The sequence below is a fragment of the Stieleria sp. JC731 genome (assembly GCF_020966635.1).
GTDB lineage: Bacteria > Planctomycetota > Planctomycetia > Pirellulales > Pirellulaceae > Stieleria.
On sequence record NZ_JAJKFQ010000001.1, the window covers coordinates 379,302 to 405,305 of the forward strand.

The window sequence follows — 26,004 nt, forward strand, 5'->3', positions numbered from 1 at the left end:
CATAGGAAATACGAGTTCGATTCATCAGCCGAAAGGCATTAGCCACGGTTATTGCACTGAAACCGTAGCTGGCTCCATACGGCTAATCCTAGAATCGAGTTCGAACGAAGTACTAGCGTGTTCGCGCGAAGGTCGGTGAACAGGCTAAGCTGCCTGTCGAGATGTCAACAATTCCAGGTTGGCGGCGAACAATTTCGCAAACGGCGGGCAGGTTTTCAGCAGTGCTTCTGGTGCCCCGCTGGCAACTACTTTGCCGTGATCCATTACCACGATTCGGTCGCAGAGATCAAAGACTTCGGGTCGGTGCGACACGAAGATGCAAGTCCGATCGCGAGCGTAGTCACGCAATGCGTCGTAGATGACTTGTTCGCTGTGCTGGTCGATCTGATTGGTCGCTTCATCGAGAATCAGAATTGCCGGATTGCGTAGAAAGGCGCGAGCCAATGCGATTCGTTGTTTCTGTCCGCCGGAGAGTCGGTTTCCGTCGAAACCGACTTCGGTGTCGTATTTATCGGACAGGTGAACGATGAACTCTTCAGCTCGAGCCAGTTTCGCTGCTTCGACGATTTGCTCGTCCGACGCATGGACTGAACCAAATCGGATGTTTGCCGCGACGGTGTCGTCAATCATCGCGGGGGTTTGTGCGACAAAACTGATCGCGCGGCGAACCACTTTTGGATCGACCTCGGCAAGGTCGATACCGTCGACCAGCACTTGTCCATCGTGTGGATCGTAAAAGCGGAGCAGCAACTTGGCGAGTGTTGACTTTCCGCAGCCATTTGCACCGACGATGCAAACTGTTTCACCGGGTTCGACACAAAGTTCGACTTCGTCGAGGACCGATTGTTCAGCAAGATAGCCGAACGAGATCCCACGAAATTCGACTCTGCCTTCGTTGAAGGGATGTGGTTCGTGTTGGTCGAATGGTTCGGGCGCGGTGGTGGACGCAGCAGCAGTCGCAAGTGCGGTGTTGCTGTTTGTGTCGTCAAACTCCAAGCGGCTCTTTTCGTCCAAGATTTCTGCAACACGATCTGCCGCCGCGATGCCGATTTGGAGGTTGCTATAAACGTCTGTCAGCTTTCTGGCCGGGTCGCTCATACCGACCATCATGCCGAAGAAGACCAGCATCTGTGAGATCGTCAGCGGACGATCTGTCATTTGGATGCCGAGCAGGTCCGTTTGTTGGTTCAGTACCAAGTAAGCACCGGCAACGAGCGAGAGTGCGACGGCGGTGATTCCGGCAAGTTCCGTCACCGGCTTGGTCATTGCGATCCAGAACGAAATCTTTACCGATCGACGCATCCGTTCGTCGCCAGCTAAGTCGACTTCATGAGCCATCGGCTTTTCCATACCGTAGGCCTGGATGGCGGGTAGCGACATCACCGATTGAAAAACCAACCTGTTGAGGTGGACCGAATCGGAGACATGCGCTTTGAGCGTCCGGCGAATCTTGCGACTGAGTGTTGAAATCAGCAGTGCCGTCGGCGGCGCGATCATCAATGTGAAAAGCATCAGACGCCAACTGATCAGCGACGCACCGACACCACAGACAATGATCTTCAGCGGTTCGCGAACGGACGCACCCAATAGAACGTGCAGACCTTTGCTGACGTGTTCGATCGATTCGGTAAAGTGCGTGACGAGTTGGCTGGTGCCAAACTTGTCATACGCGGACATGTCCAGCGCGAGCACCTTTTCGGTGTATTCGTTCTGCAGATCCAAGGTGGTTTTTTGGACTGCCCAAGTCGTGGTCACCAAGTTGGCAACGATGAACAGGTTTTTCAGTGCCGTTGCCGCCAGCAGGATCGCCATAAAAACCAGAACGGTGTGGAACGGGTCTTTGGGCAAGTAATCGGCGTACGGCTGAACGCGAAGACGATTTGAAATCGTATTTTCGCAAGACCTGATGTCATCCTTCAAGTGTTGACGCTGCGTCTCGATCTCCTCGGTCGCAGCGGCGTCACCAGGAGCCGGCAGGGCCTTCAATTCGGCCTGGTATTTCTCGATGTCTTCTTCGGCTTCGGCGATGTCGTCGGTAATCCACTGTTGGACGGATTTGCCGTTCAAGCAGACTTCTAAGACAGGATAGACGGCACCGATGTTACCGCCCCAAAGCATCGCGACGGCAAGTGAGCAAAGGATCGACGCGGCGAGGGCCATTGGATAACGGCCCATGCCTTTGGCGATGCGGAGGAATGGTTTCATATCGACTACTTCGTGACCTAACCTCGGGTGGTCTCCAATAAGGTTTGCGCGTGGTGGTGGAACCACTGCCGAAACCGATAAGGTCGAATCGCTCGCCGCATTTCACGAGTCGTCGGAACATGTCCGAGTACACGTCGGCGAAGCCGATTCATTTCGGTCGCACCAACCGTTTCAAGGAGGACTTGGGTCTTTTGAGTTTCGATCACTCGAAAGGCACCAAGGAAACGTGGGACTCGAACAAACTTTAACCCCGCGGCACGGAACCGTAGGATTAGATCCCAGTCCATTGCGAACTGGAATGATTCGTCAAGCGTACATTCGACTGCTTCCCATGCCCGTTTCCGCCAGAACATGGTTTCTTGAGGAATGTAGTCGGCAAACATGATTGCGTGATCGTCGTGCGGCGGCAAAACCCAGCGGCCGATCTCTTTGTCGTTCTCGTTGATGATCAATCGATGGCCATAGATCACATCGACGCTGGGATTGCGACGGAAGTATTCCGAGACAAACGAAAGCGTACCGGGCAGCAGGATGTCATCGGAATTCAAGTAGGCCATGATGTCGGTGTCGACATGGCTTAGCCCACGGTTGATCGCCTGCGTTTGTCCGCCATCACGGCGAGATTCCCAGCAGTGAAGTTGCGATTCGAATTGTCGAATGATGTCGACGCTGTTGTCAGTCGATTCGCCATCTTGGACGACGTACTGAAGCCGCGGGAAATTTTGACCGACGACGCTTTCGATCGTCCGCTGCAGGTACTCAGCCGTGTTTAAGTTTGGAGTGACGATACCGATCGACAGCTGTTTCGCGGTCGCATCCAAGGCAGCGTCGTTCTGAACGCTAAAGTCTCGTGGTTCGTGTTGCTTCAGCTGAAACAAGCGACTGCGAAAGAAACCGCGAACGCCAGTCGCTACCGACGTTGGCATGTAGCGGGTCAGTTCGCGTGGGTATTTCAGCGAGCGAGTGACTTGGGCGCGAACATGAGTGGATAGCAAGTTCGGTTTGCATTCGATTTGTTTGACCGATTGCGCGGCCAACCGAAGCATCGCTCCGTCGTATCCAGGTTTCAGAGGGTCATATCCTTGCTGCACTGCAAGATAGTGACCGGCTTCTAAAGCTGCTGATGCGTGGACATAACCGAAGTGTTTGTTGACAACTTCGATGCGTTCTTGTGCTCTCGCGATCCGATAGCTGATCGCCATATTGCCAAAGTGCGTGTTGTCTCGGTGGCGTCGTTTGCAACCGAGGCAGTCGGCAACGTAGTGCAGTTTCTTTCCGGCTTTGTAGGCGCGGAGAATGAAATCGTACCAGTTATGACATTGCAAGCTTTCGTCCAATTGGCCGATCTCTTCGACAACCGATCGGCGGAAGAAAAGGCTCGGTTGGAAACTGTCAGATTTGCGGCGAATCCGCGATGCTGTCAGCTTGCGTGGAATCTGTGTTCGGTAGGCGACACTGTCTTCGTCAATCTGCTCGATTCCGCCGTAGACAACGTCGATGCTGGGGTCGGATTCGAAGATCGCTTGAACACGTTGAAGCGTGTCGTTGTGATAGGTGTCATCATCGGCGATGCATCCGATCAGGTCACCTGTCGCTTGATCGAAGCCATGGTTGTAAGCCGAAGCCGGGCCCGAGCACGGTGCCTCGATAAACTTTCGAGCTAGATCGGCTTCACCGAGATCGAATTTGATCGGGGTCTCTGGAGATCGCGGAGGAATGACAATCAGGTGCTCGACGTTTAAATCAGCTGAAGATTGCCGGACGCTTTCCAGAGTCTCGACGAGAAATCGTCGTTTACCCAAGGTCGGCGTAATGATCGAAAATGAAAGCATCCTGCTTCTTCCTGTCGCGAATCGCACCAATAATCGTCAGACGATTTCCATGGAACATGCGTTTTTAGTCATGCCGCAAAGGGGTGTAAAGATCGTTTGGTTAGTCAATCTGCGGTGCATTTCGGACCGCCGACCCATTTGCATCACGAGCTTTACCGGAACAAGGTCGGTTGACGCAAGAGAATCTCCCCAATCGGAAGGGCTGGGCCGTTAAAGGCTCACCAAAGTCAGCAGCTTTTGAGTGTTTGCGATCAAATCATAAGTTGGCGTCGATCGGAAATGCTGGCAGATCAAGTTTTGGGGCCTGTCCCCAACTGGAATCTGGGGCCTGTCCCCAAACGGGAAGCTGCAGGATCGATCGGTTGTGTGCGACGTTGCGTCGCGGACCGTGGCTCGAAAGGACGCTCCGATACTGGCTCGGTCGGCTGACTCCATGCCGAATTTGCTATCAACAGTTCGTTTCAGCGAACGAATGTTTCAGGAATGGGGCTATTGTGTCGAAGGGGTAACAGTGTCGATACGCCGAGTTTCTCTTCGTAGAACCAGCGGGACACCGCTGTGAGAGCGATTGCACACTCGGTATCCTTTCCATACTGCAAGTGCCCGTTCCAACCTGTTTTCAATCTGACCTGGAAGACCTGGACCCGTGAGCGAAATCGTAGACGTTGAAGTCCCAACCGTGGGCGAATCTATTACCGAAGTCCAACTCGGCGCTTGGCTAAAGTCCGAAGGCGACTGGGTCGAAAGCGGCGAAGATTTGATCGAAATCGAAACCGAAAAGGCGTCCGTCCAACTTCCGTCGCCAGCTTCCGGCTTTTTGCAAGACATCACCAAGCAAGAAGAAGATTTTGCCGAAGTCGGTGAGGTGATTGCGAAAATCAAAGTTGCTCCGAAACCTGCCGGTGGTGGCGCTTCCGATTCCGGTTCGGGTGCAGGCGAATCAGCGCCGTCGGGATCGTCTTCAGCAAGTGCACCTTCAGGCAGTGCTAGTTTTGTGATGCCAGCGGCGCAGCGCTTGCTGGACGAAAACGGTTTGTCCGCGTCGGACGTTCCCGCGACGGGACCAGGCGGTCGCCTGTTGAAAGAGGACGTGCAGAAATTCTTGGATGAAGGCGGCAAAGCCAAACCCGCCCCTGTTGCGGCAAAGCCAGAACAGCCATCCAAAGCCGTCGCGTCGCCTCCACGTCCGCAAAGCACTTTGATGACCGGTGGCCCCGATCGCAGCGAAGAGGTGAAACCGCTGAGCATGCTGCGTCGGACGATCGCATCACGCTTGGTCACCGCTCAACAGACCGCCGCGTTGCTGACGACGTTCAACGAAATTGATATGTCGCCGGTGATGGCGCTGCGGAAAAAATACAAAGACGCGTTTTTGGAAAAGCACGGCGTCAAGCTAGGCTTCATGTCGTTCTTCGCGAAAGCCAGCGTCGAAGCGCTCCGGCGGTTTCCAGCGGTCAATTCGGAGATCCGTGACGACAGCGCGATCTATCGCAACTACCACGACATCGGTGTCGCGATTGGCGGCGGCAAAGGTTTGGTCGTTCCGATTTTGCGAAACACCGAATTAATGTCCTTCGCCGAGATCGAATGGACCATCGCTGACTTTGCCAAACAGGCATCGGAAAACCGTTTGCAGGCCGAAGACCTGATCGGCGGAACCTTCACGATCAGCAACGGTGGTGTTTACGGTTCGCTGCTAAGCACCCCAATTGTGAATCCGCCACAGTCGGGAATTTTGGGGCTGCACTCGATTCAGGAACGCCCCGTCGCGATCAACGGCCAAGTCGAAATCAGGCCGATGATGTACGTCGCTTTGACCTATGACCATCGCATTGTCGATGGCCGTGAAGCGGTCGGATTCTTGCGAACGATCAAAGAGGTGATCGAAGATCCTGCTCGTCTGTTCTTGGAACTGTAATTCTGAACTTTTAGACGAGTTCCCTGTGATGAATTTGGCGATGCATTCGGCGGCAGTCGCGCAGCCGAATGGTCAGCGTCAATGTTTGGCAGGTTGTTGCCTAGAAGCACAATCCTTAGCTCAGTTCTTTGCTGCGGTTGGCACTCGCCTGAACCGCGGCGATCATTGCCGACCGAACGCCGTTGTCTTCAAGTGCCTGGATTGCCGCGATGGTGGTTCCTCCCGGGCTGGCAACCGCGTCTTTCAGTTCGCCGGGATGTCGTCCTGTTTCGAGCACCATTTTTGCGGCTCCCAAAACCGTTTGGGCAGCCAAATTCATCGCCAACGGTCGCGGCAATCCACAAAGAACGCCGCCGTCGGAAAGTGCTTCGATGACCATGAAGATGTAGGCCGGACCTGAGCCGCTCAGTCCGGTAACCGCATCCATTTGGGCTTCGGTGACTTTGGCCGAGACGCCGACGCCGGCGAGTGCTTCATCGATCCATTGGCCGTCGTCTTCGGTGGCGTCTTTACCCAGGCAGTAAGCACTCGCCCCGGCGCCGACCAAGCTGGGAGTGTTCGGCATCACGCGGATGATGCGCTCGTGCCCGGCATGTTTGGCAATCTGTGCTAGCGAGATTCCGGCAGCGAGCGAGATGACCAGTTTGTTGGCCCCGCCACATTTGGCGACCTGTGCCGCCACATCGGCAATGCCGTAAGGCTTCACGGCTAGGATTACCGTATCGCAATCCGCAACGATGTCTTTGAGGTCGGCTGCGGCGGTGACGCCCGGATATTGTTCTTTCCACCACTGTTGTTTGTCATCGTTGCGGTCGGCGACGTACAGGTCCGAATTTTGGATCACTCCGGACGCCAGCATGCCACCGGCGAGTGCGCGGGCCATTTGGCCACCACCGATGACGGCGACCGTTCGTTTCTTCATCAAGATTTCTTCCTCGTCTAGACCAATGGTTTGGAGGGTTCAGGGGCCGATTTTGCCCGTTTTCTCGTCATTTTCGGCAGTGAAGTCATCAGACAGATGCCTTGACAATTGACCCCTACACCGCAGGCACCTAGCATGATGCGTTTTTCCCCGGTCGCCAATGACCAATTTTCACAACGAGATTGACCGGTCGCCCGATGCGGGTGACTCACCGAAGGAGCGGAGGTTGTCGAATCGAGGTCATGCGGGCAAACGGTTTTAGTCGACCGATGGCTGCGACCGATCTTTGGTGAAGTCGTCTTGGTGTTGAAATTTTGAACTTACCCCCAGCCCTGTCCTTCACGGGAGTCTCCTGCGTGCTAGAAGCGATTGCGAAAGCGGATACCTTGATCGAAGCGATGGGGTGGATCCGTCGGTTCCGTGGCAAGACGACCGTTATCAAATTGGGCGGCAGTGTCTTAGATGACGACAACGCGCTGCTGCACATCCTGCTGGACGTCATCTTTATGGAAACGGTGGGGATGAAACCCGTCGTGGTTCATGGCGGTGGCAAGGCAATCAACCGGGCACTTGCCGAAGCGAACATCGAAGCCAAGTTCATTCATGGGCGACGATACACCGATGACGCGACCCTCCAGGTCGTCCGCGATGTTCTGGCGGGCGAGGTGAACCGCCACCTGACTGATGAAGTAGAGCGGTTGGGCGGACGCGCAATGAATCTATCGGTCCATACCACCAACGTTTTGTTTGGTGAGCGTTTGGCGCTGGAAACCGGCGAAGACTTGGGACACGTCGGAAAGGTTACCGATGTCGATCGCGACGTGATCGAAGGCTTGCTTTACACCGATCAGGTGCCAATTATCCCCAGCATGTGCGAAGACCGCGAAGGCAACTTATACAACGTCAATGCCGATACCGCCGCGATGGCTGTCGCACAGGCGCTCGGTGCAGAAAAGCTGGTCTTCCTTAGCGACGTCAACGGTGTCCGCTTAGACAAGGATGACCCCAACACCATCATCCATTCGCTCAGCGAAGCGAAAGCCCGTGATCTCATTGCGTCCGGGCATATCGCCGAAGGGATGATCCCCAAAGTCGAAGCCTGCTTGGAAACACTTGATCGCGGCGTCGGCAAAGTCCACATCATCGATGGCCGTCTACGGCATTCGCTGTTGCTGGAAATCTATACCTCCGAAGGTGTTGGAACAGAAATTTATCGCGAACCTGCAAACGGAACCGCGTGACTTTGAACTTTTCCTTTTCCCGTCACGGCGGCAACTGAGTCTACTGACATGCAACATTTTCTATCTCTATTTGACGTCTCCACCGACGATCTGAAGCTGATTTTGAAAACGGCCAAGGTTGTCAAAAGCAAGTTGAAAGCGGGCGAACGACCAGACGTTTTGCACAATCGTGTTGTGGCGTTGCTGTTCCAGAAACCAAGTTTGCGAACGCGAGTCAGCTTTGAATCGGGAATCGCGCAGCTTGGCGGATCAAGTTTGTTTCTCGGCGACGATGTCGGTTGGGGAAAACGCGAGTCGGCTTCGGATTTCACGAAAGTCCTGGGCCAGTTTATCGACGCGGTTGTCTGCCGAGCCAATCGTCATTCCAGCGTGACTCAGCTTGCCAGCTACGACGCTGTGCCGGTGATCAACGGCTTGACAGATGTTTGTCATCCGTGCCAAGCGATCGCGGACGTGATGACTGTCGAAGAAGCTTTCGGAAGCTACAGCGGAAAGCATGTCGTGTTCGTGGGCGACGGTAACAATGTGGCCAACTCGATGGCCCTGATTTGTGCCAAGCTGGACATGAAGTTCACGCTGGCGTGTCCAAACGGATACGAGATGGACGCCGAGTGGGTTGCACGTTTGCAAAAGGAACACCCCAAAGCAGACTTCAGTATCACCAACGATCCTGCGGCTGCCGTTTCGACTGCCGATGCGATCTATACCGACGTCTGGGTCAGTATGGGACAGGAGGCGGAAGTCGAGATTAGACGAAACGCATTCGCCGACTATCAGGTCAACGCGAAATTAATGTCCGCAGCCCCATCGACCGCTCGCGTGCTTCATTGCTTGCCGGCCGTTCGTGGTGAAGAGATTACCGATGAAGTCATCGACGGAGACCAGAGCGACATCATCGTGCAGGCCGGTAATCGAATGCATGCGCAGAAAGGTTTGCTCGTTTGGTTGCTCAATCGTGATTGGATTGCCAAAAACGTTTGACGAACTGGCGTTCTGCTTTTCGGCGACCACGCTTCCTAGACAAGGATTGATTCGACTGTGACTTCAACGCTTCACCTTGGGAAACTTGCGTCGACACAGGTCGGTTATTGCACCAACGTCCATGCAGGCACCGATCTAAATTCGATCCGCGAAAACTTGACCCGTTACGCGGTTGCCGTTCGTGAAAAACTCGCTTTGACGCGGCCTTGCGAACAGCTGGGCGTCGGGCTTTGGATCCCAGATGAGGCTTCACGGCAATTGGTCGATGGCGAACTTGATCGTTTCGCCGCATTCCTGACGGAAGCAAAGCTATCAGCCTTCACCATCAACGGTTTCCCTTTCGCCAATTTTCATGGTGATCGCGTAAAGCAAGGTGTTTACCTGCCGACTTGGGCCGACCGCGAACGCCTCGAGTACACCCAGCGTCTGGCGACAATTCTGTCAGCAATCATGCCTGATGACGAGGCGATCGGTTCGATCAGTACGTTACCGATCGGTTGGCCGGACAACCCGTTTGCAAATGATAACGCTCGCAATATCAAGCTTGATGTTGCCGGTGCTAACTTGCGCACGCTGGCAACGTTCTTAGCGGATTTGCACGATTCCAGTGGCCGGGAAATCACGGTTGCGATCGAACCTGAACCAGGTTGTACGCTGGACACGGTTGATGATATGGTCGCGTTCTTTGACGCGCAGCTTCCCGATAAGCAACACCGCCAGTACATCAGTGCTTGTCACGACATCTGTCACAGTGCGGTGATGAACGAGCCACAGCGTGATGCGATCAAAGCTTATGCCGACGCTGGGATTTCGATCGGTAAAGTCCAGGTCAGTAGCGCGATCGTTGCCGATTGGAAATCAATTCCTGCGGAGCAACACGCTGACGCGCTGAAGCAGCTTTCGGAGTTTGCCGAGGACCGATATCTGCATCAAACCGGACAAGTCGACCGACAAGGCGGCTTCCGATTAGCAACGGATCTACCCGAACTGATTCGCCAAACCGATGTCGAAAAACTGGCGGAGTTGGATCGCTGGGTGATTCACTTCCACGTTCCGATCTTCTTGGAGCGATTCGGGTTGTTGCAAACAACTCGTGCGGAGGTTTTGGAATGCCTTGCCGCATTAAGCGACGCTGAAATCGACGTCGACTTTACCGGGCACCTCGAAGCCGAGACATATGCCTGGACGGTGCTGCCGAGTGAGATGCGAGCCCGTGGGTTGGCTGAAGATATCGCGGGCGAGTTGGACTGGCTGTGTTCGAAGCTGGTTTAGCCTTGGGTGGCGGCTCAGGGTTGTCGATGGCCGAGCTGGCAGGCGGAGGTTGGTATTTGGCAGGCGGGAGCCTGCCGGGCATTGTGTGACAAGGCAGAGCCTTATCACAAGTATTGGTCTGTGTGACAAGGCAGAGCCTTGTCACAAGGATTGGGGGTCACACCGTATTTGCCGGCGATTACTCGGTGCAGGTTTCCAAGAATCTAGCTAAGCGATGGAAGTCGCTTTTGGGTTCGATGAATCGAACTTTGGTGACCAATGTCTTTGGGTCAACCAGCTTTTCGAACGGGACGTAGTGTAGGTTGAATTGGCCGGAGACCGATACCATCACGCCGTTTAGCTTTTCTTCGACGAGGGCACGGTATGCACCCACACCAAGTTGGGAACCCAGCATGACGTCATAGGCATGCGGCGGGGCGCAGCGGGATTCGTAACCCAACTGCAATCCGTTGACCTTGCGAGTCTTTCCGGTGCGTTCGTTGTATCGCTTGGCGATCAGCTTGCTAATCAACGTCGATAGGTTGATGGCCGAGATGTTGATGTGTCCGTGTTCGTCTCGCGAAACGCCTTCCAAATAGCTCATCGGCAGGAACTCGGCCAAGCCTTCGGCGACGACGATGGTTCCGTATTCGCGGCCTTCGCGTTCACGGGCGATCATCATGTCGACCATTTTGTCGATGACTTTGTCCAGCACCATGACTTTGCGAGTCTCGTTGGTTTCTGGATCGACTTCTTCGGTCGCCAGATCGCCGCAGACGTCTTCGACACTCATCACCAAGCTTGCTTCGCCAGCGATCGCGGCGCCATAGGCCAGCCAGCCGGCGCTTCTGCCCATGGCTTCACAAAGGAAGTACGCCTTACCCGCGGCGGCGTCGTAGTTCAGGTTGCGGATTTCTTCTGCCAGGGTTTCGACAGCGGTGAAGAAACCAAACGTGAAATCGATTCCGCTGTAATCGTTGTCGATCGTTTTGGGCAGGTGGATGACAGGGAATCGTCGTGCGTCACCGGGAAGATTGTCTTGGAACATCTTCAGCTTGTTGGCGGTTTTCAGGGTGTCGTCACCGCCGATCGAAATCAACGCGTCGACTTCCAATGAACAGAGGCCTTCGTAAACGCGTCGCAGCGGGGCGACCAGTTCAGGATCTTTCAGGTGTTCAGGACTGCTGACGTGTTTTCCTGGGTTGGTTCGCGCGGTGCCGATCATGATTCCACGACTGCTGCGTGCGTTCGTCAGTAGGTCGTGGGTAAAGCGGATGTAATCAACGCCTTCTTGCAGCGGTCCGGCCGCGGTGTAATCGGTCAGGCGGCTGTACCCGTGTTTGATACCAAAGACCTGAGCGCCCTCTTCCAAGAACGAAAATGCGGCGGTCGAGATCACCGCGTTGGCTGCCGGAGCAGGGCCGCCTGCGAATAGGATGGCGACGCGTTTGATATCGAGAGTGTGGTGGTCAGGCATGTGTTTGGTTGGGTCGGGGGGGAATGGACGAGGTACTGATGAGAAATCTGCCGGGAGGCGCCTCGTTCGACTTTCGACGATGTTCTGTTTCTTTTGGAAGTCTCGCAATTTTTATGGATGGGAGGGTCATCGCCAAGCCGCCCAGGCCAATACGGCCAGAAAGGTGCTTCAATCTGGGTGATTCGGGTTGAGAAAATCACTCTATCGTCGATCAGCGAACTAGGGGTGAAGCGTCTAACGGCATTTAATTCCCCCAAGTTGCGATTCTTTGTTCACCCGACGGAAGTCTGGGCGAGCAACATTGTTGGTGCATCGACAACATATCGCAGACGCAGTGACGGGATGACGACGGTTCGCTCGCCGTCCCATCGGGGCAAAAACTTGCACACCGCAGCTCATTCGATCAAGATCTCCGCTACGTCATCAGCACCGCGCCATCGGAGATTCCGAACTTGGTACGATGACGTTCTTGTCTCTCGCACGTGCGGTTGGTATTTGGACTTTTCATCATGACCTGGCACACTCCATCGGGCGATCGAATCTTGCTCGGCCGGGAAGCCGAATTGATTCGTCGATCGATTTCGACGATGGTCGATGAACTGATCAGCTGTCGCGAAACCGACGAGTCACCCTGGGAATACGGCGTGACTCTGTTTGACGAGTTGGCTTGGCAGCAGCAGCTCGGAATACTGGAACTGCTCGCCAACGGCCTGCTGCTATCGACCGATAACACCGTGGAATTGACCGGGGTCAACGAAGCTGCCGTCGCTGCGGTTTACCAAAACGTGTCTCAGCAGATTGAATTGGAAATCGAATTGCAGCCTGTATCTCCGCTGGAGGTCAGGTACCAGTGGCGGCAAGCGGCGCTGCAGGCTTATCTGGAAAACGAAGTGATCGGGGCGAACCGGCAAACGGAGCTGTTCCCGTCGGACCGTATCACTCTGGAGGCAAACGAATCGTCTGCCGTTGAAGACCTGTTGCCCGAATGCACCGAGGTTGATCGTTGGCAGTGGCTTGTCGAGTGCCTCGCGGATCGAATTCTTTGGGATCGAGATTTTGACTTGGTCGAAGAGATGATCGATGCCCCTCCCGAACGTGCCGCCGCGATGCGTGCGGCACTTGGGATTACGCCGGAGTATTACACGGCGATCGCGCCAGACCCGACCGATACACAAATCGATAGCCTGTTCGAATCGCTCCGCCAGTTGACTCGATCGAAACCCCGTTGAAGGCTAGGCCCCGTTGACGGCAACGTCAGTGCTGATGGGTTAAAATCTTTGCCTGTGACTTGTCCTCTCTAATCAGGCTCCCACCCCACCGGCCTCGCATGCGTTTTGTCCTTTGGCTGTTCTTACCCGCGTTGTTTCAAGGCATCGTAGCGGATCGTCTGTTTGCCCAGTCGCCCGCTAAACATCACTCGATTGTGCCTTCCGCTGATGCGTCCGTGACGATCTCTGACGCACGAGATCCGATTCGACTGACGCATGGCCCGATGCTTGGGCAAGCGTCCGCAACCTCTGTTCGTGTTTGGGCCAGGACATCAGATCCGGGCGGCTTCGAAGTACACTACGGCATGTCACCGGAATCGCTTGATCAAGTTAGCCAAACGGCAACAACCTCGATCGGGCATGACAATACGGGCACCGTCGATCTGAAAGGCCTCCTACCCGACACTCGGTATCACTATCAAGTTTGGGTCAACGGTCGGCCTCATGGGTTGCCAGCAAGCTTTCGCACTTTGCCGTCAGCGGATGTGACTCGTAATGCGGAGTACAACCCCGAAGGTTTGTTTAACTTTCAATTTCAAATCGGTTCTTGCGCGAATCAAAACCCGCTGCACGGCAATGGCCATCGCGCAACCGTCTATGAACATCTCAATGAAGATTGGGCCGACCGAGTTCACTTTCACATCATGAACGGTGACTGGTTGTATGAGGAACAACGGCAGTATCCGCCGGAAGCTTGGCGGCTTGTCCAAGGGGCGAGCCGATTGCCAGAGGTCGTCGATATCGCGCCGACGATTGTTGGCGTTTGGGAAAACTACAAGCTTTACCTTGATCGTGGCGAAGCACTCGCGAAATGGCATCGGCATGTGCCCAGTTGCTTTACGTTTGATGACCACGAACTGGTAAATGATATCTGGGGTTCGGCAGAAATCGGAAAACGGCATCGCCGCACCGTGTTTCGTGATATCGGCACGCAGGCATGGTTTGACTACCTGGGATGGGCTAACCCGATGCAGTTTGACCACCCAGTGCATTTCGGGAAAGCGACCATGCGTCGTGATAGTGATCTTCTTTATGACCAGCAGGCAGACTTTACAAAGATGCCGATCGACGAGATGGGTAATCTGCATGTTCATTGGGGAACGCCTCAAGCCGGCGTCAATGACATGCAATACGATGATGATGCCGGGCATAAGAATTCGTATGTCTACGATATCGTCGAAGTCATCGATGCGCATACGTTGCGATTGCATATGCCTGCGAAGATTGACGACAGCAACGTTAGCTATTCGATCGGCCGACGCAGTTACGGAAAACAACGCATTGGCAACTGCGAATTCTATTATCTGGACACCCGTGGTGATCGTCAGATGCACGACGTCACACAGCGCGATAAGCCTGGTGTATCGATGCTAGGAAAGCCACAACGCGAATGGCTGCTACGGAGCATGCGTGAAAGCGATGCAGATTTTCACTTCGTCATTTCGACGGTGCCCTTCATGATTCCACACAGCGGTGCCGGTGGTTTCGAAGCTGATGCACAGAACAAAGAAGAGGCTTGGACAGGATTCTTTGATGAACGCGAGTATCTAATCGCTGAGTGGGAGAAGCTTGGTAAACGCGTTTTCGTGATGACCGGCGATCTACACAATAGCTTCGCGATCAAAGTGACTGACAACGTTTGGGAATTTTGCTGCGGTCCGCACAACAGTGTTAATCATGTTCCTGCCAATGACGAAAGTGATCGTCCCGCGACGGGGAAATTTAAATTCGGTCCGCGTGAATGTGATATCCGCTGGAGCAGCTATATCTTGCCCGATCTTCCGCGATTGGAACGGCTGTATCCGTACTTTTGTGTCGTGAAGATCAACAATGTCTTCAACATGCCGCAAAAGCTGGGCGGCACCCGTTGGGTCGCTTATCCGCATCCGCAAGTCATCTTTCAGTACTACGACGGGCGGACGGGCGAGTTGGCGTATGCCGAAGCGATCTCGACGGCGCGTCAGTGAGGCCATCGCAGCACGAAGTGATTTCAAGATTACTTGGGTAGATCGATGACATCGGCTCGGTGGCTCCCGTCGACGATCTGCTGAATCAGGAATTGAGTTGGCCCATCGGTTGTTGGCATCATGCGCAACAACCGAAGTGCTTCATCGAGTTCCTGTTCTTGAAACTTTTGAAGTGCGGTCTCGTATTGGCGAACGAGTTCCGAGTCGACGGAGCTTTCGCTCGAATCATCAAGGCTGATCAGTTCAGTGATCTCGACCGGTGTGGTCATGCCGGCAGGACGGACTTTGGCAAGTCTTCGAAGCCGCGCGGAGCTTGCCTGCGCGTGCAGTGATTCACGCATCGGTTGATCGATTATGATTTCGGCGCCGAAACGTTTGGTCATCGATTCCAAACGACTGGCAAGATTGACAACCGGTCCAAAGGCAGTGACTTTGACTTGGTCGGTCGTTCCGATCTGTCCGGCGACCGCGGGACCGAGTGCCAAGCCGATGCCGCAGTGAAATCCATGTGCAGAGTTCTTGAACTCTTCGCGAATGGCGATCGCGGCCTGTGACGCTTTGACGGCCGCATCGGACTGGGCTAGCGGCCATCCCCAGAATCCCATTGCCGCGTCGCCGTGAAAGTCACCAATGACCCCATCGAATCCCAGGATATGTTTCGTCATCACACCGAGCGCATCACTGACGTCCGAGAGCAATTTTAGAAGCTGATCGGCCCCTTGCTCGCTTCGCCGCGAAAACCCGCGCAGGTCGCAGAACATAACGGCCAGGTCGGCTTCGCGTGGACGCAGCACCTTTGTGGAATCACCCGCAGCGATCGCTCGCATTACGATCGGAGCAAAGAATCTTCCCATCGCCGCTTGGCGTCGCTGCAGCAAATGACTTTGTCGAAGACTGGCAACCGTGGTGCCAACAATCTCAGCGAACTTCACATCGTCCTGCAATTGCTCGCTAACCGCTTCGGGGGTGCTGGAATCGGATGGATGGTCGCCGTGAATTTGACCGGTCACATAGATGACCCAGCCACGGCAAGCTTCGCTTCGCAGGGGCACACAGAATGCCCAGTCGACATCTTCGCGAGCGGTGAAGATCGCTGAACCCGGCGCATCGCTACCTTCCCAAACGTTTAGGATGCTTTCGCGTGCTGTAATGGCACGTTCGACAAGTCGTCGGCTGATCGGTGAATTTCCAAGCGTCGCACTACGGTTGTCGTAGTGCAGTACTTCGATGGAATCCCCGTGGTCTTTTTCGACGTCTTTGGCCAAAAGGATCGCGACAGACTCGGCCGAAGGTGTCGATTGCAGCAGAACACTTGTGACGCGGACCAGCAATTCTTGGTCGCTTTCGCTGCTGGCGATCAAATCCGGCAGACGTGTCAACACATCGATCCGGGCACCGACGTTACGAAAGTGCTTGCGTCGTAAGGCGACGTGGTCGAAAACGTTTTCGGTGACTTCGTAGTCGTCTTGGCCTTGGCGGTTCGCAGGCGGACGACCGGCGGCCAACGTGAAGGTCGTGTTGCCGATGGCGAAGTGATCACCGGGGACGAGCACGAACCGCAACGCATGCCGCCCCTGATGGAAAACCGGATTGCGTGCCGACGGGACGACAAAGACTTCGACCCTTTGTTCCGGCTGTGGAACCAAGCGAACGTGAGCGCGGGAGATCATCGAATCCCAAGGTACATTCCAATCCGCACCCGCGCGACCGATGACGACTTCAGACACCATTGCCGGTTCGGGAATTTCGCGACGCCAACGGTGATACGCTTGCGGGCCTTGGGCGATCAGTTCAGCCATGGCGATGTATCAATCAACCTGTTCGATGAAACGTTTCGTGACACGCTTCAATGAGACGCGTAGCACTACCACTTGGTAGGTTACAGCGTATCGGGTGTTGAGGTGCGTTCCCAGCAGGCCACCGTATGAGACTCCGAGGCCAACGGCGATTGCACATGCTTCGGTCGTTCTTTTCCGCAGTGCTCAACCGCAATCGGACAGCGATTGGCAAATGAGCAGCCCACGTATTCTTGATCCGGCGTTGGAACTTCGCCTTCAAGCCGTATGCGATTTCGACTGACTGCGGCCTTGGGATCCGGGACCGGAACGGCAGACAACAACGCTTCGGTGTAGGGATGCGTCGGATGCGTATACACCGACTCCGCTGTACCGAGTTCGACGATGCGTCCCAAGTACATCACACCGACTCGGGTCGAAATATGTCGGACCACGCTTAGGTCGTGGGCGATGAATAGATAGGACAGTCCTAGCTGTTGCTGCAAATCCATCAGCAGGTTGATGATTTGAGCCTGGATGGAGACGTCGAGCGCGCTGACCGGTTCGTCGCAAAGGATGACTTTCGGATTGACCGCTAGGGCACGTGCGATGCCGATCCGTTGACGTTGTCCGCCGCTGAATTCGTGTGGGTAGCGATTCAGAAATCTTGGGTTCAAGCCGACCAATTCCATCAACCGCAGTACTTCCAGTTTACGGTCTTTGCCGGATGCCAAGCCATGCACCGCCAGCGGTTCGCCAATGATGCTGCCAACGGTCATTCGAGGATTCAAGGACGCGAACGGGTCTTGGAAAACCATTTGGACTTCGCGTCGATAACGCAGCAACGGTTGACCGGATAGGCCGACGACGTTTTTGCCATTCAGTTGGACTTTGCCGTCGGTGACCGGCACCAGCCCGGTGATCGCCCGAGCGGTTGTGGATTTTCCACAGCCCGATTCGCCGACCAAAGCGAGAGTCTCACCCTCAGCGATATCAAACGAAATGCCATCGACAGCGCGGATGAAGCCGTGTTCGGGATTCAAAAACGAACCGCGGCTGAACGGAAAGTGGACTTTCAGGTTTTCAACCGAAAGCAGCGTGGCCGTTGACGGGTTGTTTTTTGAATCAGACATTCGCAGCCTCCTGCGCGACGAAACAAGCCGCTTGTCGCTCTTGCCCGATCATGGTTAACGCCGGTTCTGATTCACCACAGCGATCGATCGCGTCGGGGCAACGTGGGCGGAAGGAGCAACCCGGTGGCAGGTTTCCAAGATCCGGCGGCTGTCCCGGAATGGCTTCAAGGTGTTTCGAATCGTGATCCAGTCTCGGCAGCGATCGTAGCAGGCCTTGGGTGTAGGGATGTTTTGGCGAAGCGAACAACGATTCCACGTCGGCTTTTTCTACAACTCGGCCGCCATACATCACCAAGACACGGTGACAGATTTCGGCGACGACACCTAGATCGTGAGTGATCATGATGATGCTGGTGCCGCGCCGCTGTTGTAGATCCCGCAGCAGGTCTAAGATCTGAGCTTGGATGGTGACGTCCAGTGCGGTTGTCGGTTCGTCGGCGATCAACAAGTCAGGCTCGCATGATAAAGCCATCGCGATCATCACGCGTTGACGCATGCCTCCGCTGAATTGATGCGGATAATCGCGCAGCCGACGCGATGCTCCACTGATGCCAACCAATTCCAGCATTTCGGCGGCTTGGCGATTCGCTTCCTTTTGTGTGTAACCGAGATGCAGTCGCGTCATCTCTGTTAATTGTTGGCCGACGGTCATCAACGGGTTAAGTGCCGTCATTGGGTCTTGGAAAATCATCGCGATGCGGCGACCGCGGATCGCTTGCATCTGTCTGACGCTTGCTTTTAACAAGTCCTTTCCGTCATACCAGACTTCGCCACCATCGATCCGTCCCGGTGGTTTGGGGACCAGTCCCATCAGCGAGAGGTTGGTAACGCTTTTGCCGCTGCCGCTTTCGCCGACCAGTCCGACCGTTTCACCGGGAAAGACTTCGAACGATACGCCACGGACGGCGCGAACTTGCGATTCATCGGTTTTGAAACTGACCTGCAGATTTCGCACGTCAAGCAACGGTTGGGAAGCTTTGCTCATCGTTGTTAATCTCGGTTCTTCATTCGTGGATCGAGCGCGTCACGAATGCCGTCACCCAAGAAGTTCAGTGCGAACAGAGTTGCCGCTAAGGCACCACCAGGAAAAACGACAACCCACCAAAACACTTTCACGATCGAGAGGGCTTCGACGCCATCGTTCAGCAGCAAACCCCAGGAAACATCGGGTGGTGAAACGCCGAGCCCAAGGAAGGATAAGAACGCTTCAAACAACATCACGCTTGGGATCGTGAGCGTCAGATAGACAATCACGACGCCTAGTACATTGGGCACCAAGTGGCGGAATACGATTCGCCATGACGAAGCCCCAACGGTCTTTGCCGCCTCGACAAACTGTTCGTGACGCAGTGAAAGGATTTGGCCGCGAACGACTCGCGACATCGTCAGCCAATAAATCGCACCGATCACGATATAGAAAATGGTGATTTGATCGACGCCATAGGACGCGAGCTTCTGCTTGACGCTTTCTTCACCAAGAAACGTCACTAAAAAGATCACGACGAAGATGAACGGGATCGAATAAAGCATGTCGACAAACCGCATCATTGCCGCATCGACGCGGCCACCGAAGTAACCAGCGATCGCGCCGTAGCTGACGCCGATGATCAAGCTTACCAACGTGGCGACGATGCCAACGATCAACGATACACGCGCACCCCAGAACACTCGGGCGAGCAAATCACGTCCCAGTTTGTCGGTTCCGAATAGGCTTGGGATCGCGTAGTCGCCAAAAACGGAAACACGCACTTGGCACATCCACCAAGCGACGCCACCGAGGTTGTTCCACATCTGGTTGAAGGGATGTTCGACCGAGATCCGTGATTCGATTTCTTTGGCAAGCTTTTGTTGGGTTTTTAAATCCGTTGCTTCGGCAAGCTGCTTTTGCGTTTCTGCAAGTGACGCTTCGAATGCCGCCAGTTCGCTGGTCAGTTTATTGTCTTTGAATTTCAGACCTGGTCGTCCGCCCAGAACAACGGTGTGCAGGTTCGGTGGTAGGAACCTTCGATTGTTCAAGTCCTTGTCGATTGGGCTTTGCAAAGGCAGCAGGGGCGTCAGGAAAGCGGCTGTGGCCAATAGCAGCAAACACCAAAGCGAAATCATCGCGGTGCGATTGCGGCGCAACCGATTGAATGCATCCTGCCAAAGCGAGACGCCGCGTATTTCACGAGACTCGGCAAGCAACCGTTCGAGGGCTTCTTCGGTGGAATTGCCACCAGGTTTGATGGAACTGTTCATTGAAGTTTCACCCTCGGATCGATGATCGCATATGCCAAGTCGACCAAGGTATTCATCGCAAACAACAGCACGGTGTAAGTCAGCACCATACCCATCGCCAATGTGTAATCACGCTGCGTTGCGGCGTTGATAAAGTGACTGCCCATGCCAGGCAACGCAAAGATCTTTTCTAGCACCAGCGAACCGGTTAGCACTCGCGCGACCGCCGGGCCGAGGTATGAAACGACGGGCAGCAATGCCCCTGGCAAGACGTGCCGAATGATCACCGTTCGCTTGGGAAGGCCTTTGGCAAAGGCTGTCCGTACATGATCGCGAGTTAGCATTTCGAGCATGCCGGTTCGTGTTAGACGCGCGATGTATGCTGCGACTGGCAGACCTAAGCAGAACGCAGGCAAGGCGACTTGGCTGAGCGTTCCCCATCCACCTGCCGGAAACAGTTGGATCATGAACACGAACAATAGGATTGCCAAACTGGCGATGACAAAGTTCGGAACGGCGATTCCGAACACGGCCGCCGCCATTAATGCGACATCGGCGGCAGAGCGACGATAGACCGCCGAGATCACTCCGGCGGTAATGCCAAAGATGATCGCAAATACCAATGCGAAGATTGCCAATGTGACTGAAACGGGAAAGCCTTCCGCGATCACTTGGTTAACGCTGTAGTCCTCCAGTCGAGTGCTCCAGCCAAGATCAAAACGCGTCACGACTCCGACCAGATAATCCCAGTACTGTTGCAGCGGCGGTGCATCGAGGTTGTACCGGGCTTTGAGCTGTCGTTCGATCGCTGGTGGAACACTCCGCTCGCCGCTAAATGGGTTTCCAGGAACGCTCCGCATCAACACAAAGGACACCGTATAAACGGCCCAAAGCGTCAGCAGCATCCATGACAGACGCTTCAGTAGGTATCCGATCAAATCTCTCATTGCGTCGGCGTTCTCATTCCTGGCTGTGCTTTCGGAGCAGTGTCTTTCGAAGAAGTGTCGGATTCGTCGGCGTAGCGAAGGATCGACAGCGGGTGCAGGTCTTGCGCGGTCGGTGCAAAGTTCAGCACGTTCGGTTTGCACATCTCTGCCGAGGTGTAGAAATAGATCGGAATCACCGGCAACTCTGTCGCCAGGATCTCTTCGGCTTGGCGAAGCAGTTCCAGCCGTTTGGTTTGATCCTGTTCTTCGCCCGATTCGGCAATCAGGCGATCGTATTCTTTGTTCGACCAGTTCGTATTGCTTTGTGGATTGTCCGTTACCCACAAATCCAGGAACGTGTTGGGATCGGGATAGTCACCGACCCAGCCGTACCGAGCCATTTGGTAGTTTTCCATCTGAACGGTTTCGGTGAAGCTGCCCCATTCCATGTTTTGCAGCTCGATTTTGATGTTCAGATTGTTTTGCAGTTGTTGCTGGATCACCTCGGCGATCGGCCGGTGGGTTTCGCTGGTGTTGTACATCAGCGTCAGCTTGGGGAAGCCTCGGCCGCCGGGAAAGCCAGCTTCGGCAAGTAGCTCCTTCGCTTTGTCGACATCTTCCTGAAGGCCTTTGACACCTTTGTATCCGGCCAATCCGGGCGGAACGACACTGAAGGCCGGTATCTGCCCTGCCTTGGTGACCTCTTCGACGATTTGTCGCCGATTGATCGCCATGCTTAACGCTTGCCGAACACGGATATCATCGAGTGGCGCAACGGCGTGATTAAGTTTGTAAAAGTAGATCGAAAGCTTTGGCGCACTATGAAAGTCATCACGTTTACGCAGCTCTTCAAGCACCGATGTGGGCAGATCGTTAATCCATTGCAGTTGCCCGGTTTCGTACATGTTCAGCGCCGTGTTCTGGCTCTCGAGTGAAACGAAGTCGATCGTGTTCATTCCCACGCGATCAACGTTCCAGTACTCGGGATTTTTTTCGACACGGACGCGGTCACGCAGACGCCGGAACTTCAGCCGGAACGGTCCGTTGGAAACGATGTTCTCTGCCTTGGTCCACATCTGCGCGCCGAACGCTTCAACGCATTCTTGTTTGACCGGGTAGAGCGGATAGTAGGCCGCGAGGTACAGAAAGTATGGCACCGAGTAATCGAGCTGGACGACGAAGGTTTGGTCGTCGATCGCTTGGGCGCCGCCTTCGTGTTTGAAGTCAACCATCACACCGTGCGTGCGCGTGATGCTGGTGTCTTCATTGATCGCGGCTAAGGAAATGGCAAAGCGTTCTCGAGTCGGGGCGTGTTCCCAATCAGGTCGTCCGTTTTCTCCCAGCGGGACGATGTCGACTTCGTAAACCCAGCTTTCTTGCCAATCGAGTTCGGCATTTTCACGTTGTTCTTCGCTGGCGTCTTCAGGGAGCTTCGGTTCCGGTGGCTTGATGATTTCGCGAAGCGTGCCGTACTTCATCGTGCCACGCGGAAAGTGTTTGATCGCGGCGTCACCTGTGGATGTTTCACCCGGCCGATCCCACAGCTCAACTTCGACTCGGTCGCCGATCGCGACGATCGCGCGGTGATAGACATCGGCAAGGTGGACTTGATTGATCAGGTACCCGTATTCGCAAGCGGTCGCGGGGTGCAGCATTCGCTGCCATGACCAAGCAAAATCGTGGGCTGTCAGCGGTGTGCCGTCGGACCATCGCAGGCCGTCGCGAAGGTGGAAAGTGTACGTCTTGCCGTCTTCGCTGACGTCCCATGATTCCGCCATCGCGGGTTGGGGTGAAAGCGGCTGCAATCCGTTGTCTGGATCCGGAGGCCCTTCGGGTAACATCCGGGCCAGGCCTTCAAAGATCTCGTAGATGATCCGGCTTTCCGGTTGACCGGTCGCGCGGTGCGGATCGATGGTCTTCGGGTCGGTGCCGTTTTGAAGTGAGAAATCTGCCGGAGGGACGCTGTCCAAGCGAGCCGCCCAGATGACGGCAATGACAGCAACCAAGGCTGCAAAAATGACGAATCCTCGGCGAACTTCCGGAGCCACAGACGTGTCTCTTGTTGTTTGGACTTGGCGGATTGGGCGATACGCGAAATTTTAGGCGTTTCGGCAACCGCGACGCGAGAGCGATTGCAAGCGTTTCTCCGATAGCGGCACCCAGAGCGTTACACGGCCCTCCAAGCGGCAAACCCCCTGAGCAAATTTCGGGGACAGAGCTCGTTTAGCTTTTATTGTCGCCCTTCACTCCGTGAAGGCAGCGTTCTTCCTTGCTGGGTTAGCGAAGTTGATGGCGACTTCGTAAGAGATCAATCCCGAAAATCAACAGGTCGATAGAGGCTGTTTAGTTTGCTTGCGCGGTGGTTTGGGTGCGAAGGTGGCTGGTGGAAGTTTTCAACACAGAGGCACCGAGGTCATGGAGATTGGGTGGGGGGAAAAACGCAGAGACGCGGAAGTCGCAGAGGAGTGCGCGTTGGGGACATAGCATGTTCGTGGACAGCAGAAGAGCGTGGTGGGGACATAGCACGATTGCTGCTACTGCGAAAGCAAATGTTGGGGACAGAGCTTGTTTAGTTTGCTTGCGCGGTGGTTTGGGTGCGAAGGTGGCTGGTGGAAGTTTTCAACACAGAGGCACCGAGGTCATGGAGATTGGGTGGTGGGAATAAATGCAGAGACGCGGAGGTCGCAGAGGAGAGCTATGGCGGGGACATAGCACGGCGCGTTGGGGAAGGAGGGCGCGTTGGGGACATAGCATGTTCGTGGACAGCAGAAGAGCGTGGTGGGGACATAGCACGATTGCTGCTACTGCGAAAGCAAATGTTGGGGACAGAGCTTGTTTAGTTTGCTTGCGCGGTGGTTTGGGTGCGAAGGTGGCTGGTGGAAGTTTTCAACACAGAGGCACCGAGGTCATGGAGATTGGGTGGTGGGAATAAATGCAGAGACGCGGAGGTCGCAGAGGAGAGCTATGGCGGGGACATAGCACGGCGCGTTGGGGATATAGCAAGTGCTATGGTGGGGACATAGCACGATCGATTTGGTGCGCGCAAAAACAAACCCGGCTTTGCTGTTGCAGAGCCGGGTTTGCGTTGAGCGGTTTGCGAATGTTCGCAAATGCTTAGATGTTGGTGTCAGCGTCAGCAGCTGGCTCTGGAGGAGCGTCGCTAGCCGAAGCTTCTTCAGCAGCTGGAGCTTCTTCGGTAGCAGCTTCGACGACGGTTTCACCGCCGCAAGCAGCACATGGGGCAGCGACTTCGCCGCAACCACCGCATGGAGCTGGTGCAGCTTCGCAGCATGGTGCTGGTGCAGCTTCGCAGCAAGGAGCAGGAGCTGGTTCGCAGCAGGTAGGCTCTGGAGCGCAGCAGCTCTTACGGGCCTTCAGCTTAGCGATCAGACGACCGAACAATTTCGGGCGGCTGCTGCCACAGCAAGTTGGAGCTGGTTCGCAGCATGGTGCTGGTTCGCAGCAAGGAGCAGGAGCTGGTTCGCAGCAAGGTGCTGGTGCAGGCTCACAGCAAGGAGCAGGTGCTGGTTCGCAGCAAGGAGCTGGTTCGCAGCAAGTTGGCTCTGGAGCGCAGCAATCTGCTGCGTGACGAGCCTTCAACTTTGCGAGCAATCCGCCGCCACATGCTTTGTTAGCGTGAAGCTTTGCGAACAGTCCGCCACCACAGTTGCCAGCATATGCCGACGATTCATTCATGGCGAGAGCCGCACCTACCAACAGTGCGAACGCGGCAATCCCGCTGACCACATTCCGATTCATCGTAATCTCCCAAGTGTTTCGGAGTTTTTGGTGCGATCCCTCTGCGCACACGTTTTCAAATCCAGAAGCCCCTTTTTGGGCTCCCCCGTAGGATCCAGCATCGGCGACCATCGCCGAAACTTCCGAACACGCAAGATAGGTGCTTTGCGGAACTTTTGCGGCCCACGTGATTTCGTCGATAAAGTAACTTTGGCCAGAGCCGTGTCAATCACACGATCATGTGAAAGCGCACAGAAAAGTAGGCCGCCCAGGGCGGTCCACTAGGTTTTGGTGATTCCCCGGGTTGCTTGCGCAGATTTCATGAAAACTGCGTAAGTACCGTTTATCAATCGCTTAACGACAAACTACTGACCTGATTTTAGATACCCCCTTGAGGGGGTTTTGAGGCACTTTGTCGCGGATCTAAGCCTAGTCGTGACACTGCGGAATAGACAGAAAAGATTGCCTATTTTGTCAGGATTTGTTTCTGCGAAGTGGTCAATTTGACTATCGGATCGATGTTTCCGATGCCTGTTCGATCGCCGAAAGCCGAGCGTTCATCTCGTCACCGTTTTCGAAATCGAACTCGAGCGGATCCATTCCATCGCCTTGATCGACATGGAATCCGCTGATCCGCCAGCCTTGGGACTCGTTGTGCAGGGTCCAGACGACTTCGTACTGGGTCGTCTGTCCGTTGGCAGCATCGGGTTCGTTCAAGTAAGTCTGGACCCAGACGCGGTCCTTTTGATCGGGGATCGGAAATGATTGTCGGACTTCGAACGTTGTGTCGGGAGACCCAGGCAGTTGCAGTGGGCGACCGATCCGAATCATTTCTTGTTGCGCGAGCTTCGTCAGCAGGTCGCTGGCGCTATTGCCGTCGCCGCCGCGTCGCATGCGATCCAGGAATTGGCTGACAATTTCCGTCGGAGCTGGTTGTTGTGGCTGAGCTGCCGGGGCAGGCTGTGCCGCTGGCTTTTCCGCCACTGGTTCGGATGACGAACCTCCGCAACCGGTCAAAAACAGGCATGTCATGACGGTGGCCAAGATTTGGCTGGCGAAAACGAAGAGTCGAGCTTGGGGTGACTTAGTTTGCTGACCGTCCATAAGTTCGGATTGGCATGAGTGGTGGGATACAGCGTGACGTAATCGCTCC

At 55.0% G+C, this 26,004-nt stretch carries 18 protein-coding genes; 7 read left to right on the forward strand and 11 right to left on the reverse strand.

Going from position 1 to position 26,004, the window contains the following annotated elements:
* Window positions 1-144: 144 nt before the first annotated feature.
* Window positions 145-2,205, reverse strand: coding sequence for an ABC transporter ATP-binding protein (locus LOC67_RS01255; RefSeq protein ID WP_230260607.1), 2,061 nt, complete (start codon window positions 2,203-2,205; stop codon window positions 145-147).
* Window positions 2,206-2,222: 17 nt separating this feature from the next.
* A complete protein-coding gene (locus LOC67_RS01260) occupies window positions 2,223-4,037 on the reverse strand; it encodes a glycosyltransferase (RefSeq protein WP_230260609.1) in 1,815 nt (604 codons plus the stop codon).
* Window positions 4,038-4,683: 646 nt separating this feature from the next.
* On the opposite strand from LOC67_RS01260, the gene odhB reads away from it, so the two are divergent.
* Window positions 4,684-5,955, forward strand: a complete 1,272-nt coding sequence (gene odhB, locus LOC67_RS01265; RefSeq protein WP_230260610.1) for a 2-oxoglutarate dehydrogenase complex dihydrolipoyllysine-residue succinyltransferase — start codon at window positions 4,684-4,686, stop codon at window positions 5,953-5,955.
* Between the two features lie 115 nt (window positions 5,956-6,070).
* On the opposite strand, the gene proC is transcribed toward odhB, so the two are convergent.
* Window positions 6,071-6,877: a pyrroline-5-carboxylate reductase gene (gene proC / locus LOC67_RS01270; RefSeq protein WP_230260611.1), complete on the reverse strand. Its 807-nt coding sequence runs from the start codon at window positions 6,875-6,877 to the stop codon at window positions 6,071-6,073.
* 356 nt (window positions 6,878-7,233) lie between these two features.
* Here proC and argB point away from each other — a divergent pair, with 356 nt between their 5' ends.
* The 3 genes from argB to eboE are packed head-to-tail and all read left to right on the forward strand — an operon-like array spanning window position 7,234 to window position 10,371.
* Window positions 7,234-8,118 carry an acetylglutamate kinase gene (gene argB / locus LOC67_RS01275; protein ID WP_230261574.1) on the forward strand — a complete coding sequence of 295 codons (885 nt, stop codon included), beginning with the start codon at window positions 7,234-7,236 and terminating at the stop codon, window positions 8,116-8,118.
* Between the two features lie 48 nt (window positions 8,119-8,166).
* Complete coding sequence (gene argF, locus LOC67_RS01280) at window positions 8,167-9,099, forward strand: ornithine carbamoyltransferase (protein WP_230260612.1); 933 nt, start codon at window positions 8,167-8,169, stop codon at window positions 9,097-9,099.
* Window positions 9,100-9,156: 57 nt separating this feature from the next.
* Window positions 9,157-10,371 (forward strand): metabolite traffic protein EboE, encoded by a 1,215-nt coding sequence (gene eboE, locus LOC67_RS01285; protein WP_230260613.1) that lies wholly within the window; start codon window positions 9,157-9,159, stop codon window positions 10,369-10,371.
* Between the two features lie 178 nt (window positions 10,372-10,549).
* Here eboE and LOC67_RS01290 read toward each other — a convergent pair whose 3' ends face one another.
* Window positions 10,550-11,827 carry a 6-phosphofructokinase gene (locus tag LOC67_RS01290; protein ID WP_230260614.1) on the reverse strand — a complete coding sequence of 426 codons (1,278 nt, stop codon included), beginning with the start codon at window positions 11,825-11,827 and terminating at the stop codon, window positions 10,550-10,552.
* A 509-nt stretch (window positions 11,828-12,336) separates the two neighbouring features.
* Between LOC67_RS01290 and LOC67_RS01295 the strand changes: the two genes are divergently transcribed.
* Together LOC67_RS01295 and LOC67_RS01300 are read left to right on the forward strand one after the other, a co-directional pair.
* Entirely contained in the window at window positions 12,337-13,056 is a 720-nt protein-coding gene (locus LOC67_RS01295; protein ID WP_230260616.1) for a hypothetical protein, read from the forward strand.
* Window positions 13,057-13,154: 98 nt separating this feature from the next.
* A complete protein-coding gene (locus LOC67_RS01300; protein WP_230260617.1) occupies window positions 13,155-15,062 on the forward strand; it encodes an alkaline phosphatase D family protein in 1,908 nt (635 codons plus the stop codon).
* 29 nt (window positions 15,063-15,091) lie between these two features.
* On the opposite strand, the gene LOC67_RS01305 is transcribed toward LOC67_RS01300, so the two are convergent.
* From LOC67_RS01305 to LOC67_RS01330, 6 genes are all read right to left on the reverse strand, one after another.
* A complete protein-coding gene (locus tag LOC67_RS01305; protein WP_230260618.1) occupies window positions 15,092-16,861 on the reverse strand; it encodes an adenylate/guanylate cyclase domain-containing protein in 1,770 nt (589 codons plus the stop codon).
* An 80-nt stretch (window positions 16,862-16,941) separates the two neighbouring features.
* A complete protein-coding gene (locus LOC67_RS01310; RefSeq protein ID WP_230260619.1) occupies window positions 16,942-17,970 on the reverse strand; it encodes an ABC transporter ATP-binding protein in 1,029 nt (342 codons plus the stop codon).
* On the reverse strand, window positions 17,963-18,955 hold the full coding sequence (locus LOC67_RS01315) for an ABC transporter ATP-binding protein (protein WP_230260620.1): 993 nt from the start codon (window positions 18,953-18,955) through the stop codon (window positions 17,963-17,965). Before LOC67_RS01315 ends, LOC67_RS01310 begins: the two co-directional genes overlap by 8 nt.
* Window positions 18,956-18,960: 5 nt before the next feature.
* Window positions 18,961-20,208: an ABC transporter permease gene (locus LOC67_RS01320; protein ID WP_230260621.1), complete on the reverse strand. Its 1,248-nt coding sequence runs from the start codon at window positions 20,206-20,208 to the stop codon at window positions 18,961-18,963.
* Window positions 20,205-21,134, reverse strand: coding sequence for an ABC transporter permease (locus LOC67_RS01325; protein WP_230260622.1), 930 nt, complete (start codon window positions 21,132-21,134; stop codon window positions 20,205-20,207). The genes LOC67_RS01320 and LOC67_RS01325 overlap by 4 nt, the downstream gene beginning before the upstream one ends.
* Window positions 21,131-23,161, reverse strand: a complete 2,031-nt coding sequence (locus tag LOC67_RS01330; protein WP_315861019.1) for a peptide ABC transporter substrate-binding protein — start codon at window positions 23,159-23,161, stop codon at window positions 21,131-21,133. Before LOC67_RS01330 ends, LOC67_RS01325 begins: the two co-directional genes overlap by 4 nt.
* Window positions 23,162-24,559: 1,398 nt before the next feature.
* On the opposite strand from LOC67_RS01330, the gene LOC67_RS01335 reads away from it, so the two are divergent.
* Window positions 24,560-24,748, forward strand: coding sequence for a hypothetical protein (locus LOC67_RS01335; RefSeq protein WP_230260623.1), 189 nt, complete (start codon window positions 24,560-24,562; stop codon window positions 24,746-24,748).
* Between the two features lie 610 nt (window positions 24,749-25,358).
* Here LOC67_RS01335 and LOC67_RS01340 read toward each other — a convergent pair.
* Complete coding sequence (locus tag LOC67_RS01340) at window positions 25,359-25,955, reverse strand: hypothetical protein (protein WP_230260624.1); 597 nt, start codon at window positions 25,953-25,955, stop codon at window positions 25,359-25,361.
* Window positions 25,956-26,004: the final 49 nt, after the last annotated feature.

What these genes read in the sequence shown, in the direction of transcription:
- LOC67_RS01255 (WP_230260607.1), bottom strand. Translation starts at nt 2,205, where the DNA reads ATGAAACCATTCCTCCGCATCGCCAAAGGCATGGGCCGTTATCCAATG.
- LOC67_RS01305 (WP_230260618.1), bottom strand. Translation starts at nt 16,861, where the DNA reads ATGGCTGAACTGATCGCCCAAGGCCCGCAAGCGTATCACCGTTGGCGT.
- LOC67_RS01260 (WP_230260609.1), bottom strand. Translation starts at nt 4,037, where the DNA reads ATGCTTTCATTTTCGATCATTACGCCGACCTTGGGTAAACGACGATTT.
- LOC67_RS01340 (WP_230260624.1), bottom strand. Translation starts at nt 25,955, where the DNA reads ATGGACGGTCAGCAAACTAAGTCACCCCAAGCTCGACTCTTCGTTTTC.
- LOC67_RS01325 (WP_230260622.1), bottom strand. Translation starts at nt 21,134, where the DNA reads ATGAGAGATTTGATCGGATACCTACTGAAGCGTCTGTCATGGATGCTG.
- LOC67_RS01320 (WP_230260621.1), bottom strand. Translation starts at nt 20,208, where the DNA reads ATGAACAGTTCCATCAAACCTGGTGGCAATTCCACCGAAGAAGCCCTC.
- LOC67_RS01335 (WP_230260623.1), top strand. Translation starts at nt 24,560, where the DNA reads ATGGTGCTGGTTCGCAGCAAGGAGCAGGAGCTGGTTCGCAGCAAGGTG.
- LOC67_RS01290 (WP_230260614.1), bottom strand. Translation starts at nt 11,827, where the DNA reads ATGCCTGACCACCACACTCTCGATATCAAACGCGTCGCCATCCTATTC.
- argF (WP_230260612.1), top strand. Translation starts at nt 8,167, where the DNA reads ATGCAACATTTTCTATCTCTATTTGACGTCTCCACCGACGATCTGAAG.
- LOC67_RS01310 (WP_230260619.1), bottom strand. Translation starts at nt 17,970, where the DNA reads ATGTCTGATTCAAAAAACAACCCGTCAACGGCCACGCTGCTTTCGGTT.
- proC (WP_230260611.1), bottom strand. Translation starts at nt 6,877, where the DNA reads ATGAAGAAACGAACGGTCGCCGTCATCGGTGGTGGCCAAATGGCCCGC.
- LOC67_RS01315 (WP_230260620.1), bottom strand. Translation starts at nt 18,955, where the DNA reads ATGAGCAAAGCTTCCCAACCGTTGCTTGACGTGCGAAATCTGCAGGTC.
- LOC67_RS01300 (WP_230260617.1), top strand. Translation starts at nt 13,155, where the DNA reads ATGCGTTTTGTCCTTTGGCTGTTCTTACCCGCGTTGTTTCAAGGCATC.
- LOC67_RS01295 (WP_230260616.1), top strand. Translation starts at nt 12,337, where the DNA reads ATGACCTGGCACACTCCATCGGGCGATCGAATCTTGCTCGGCCGGGAA.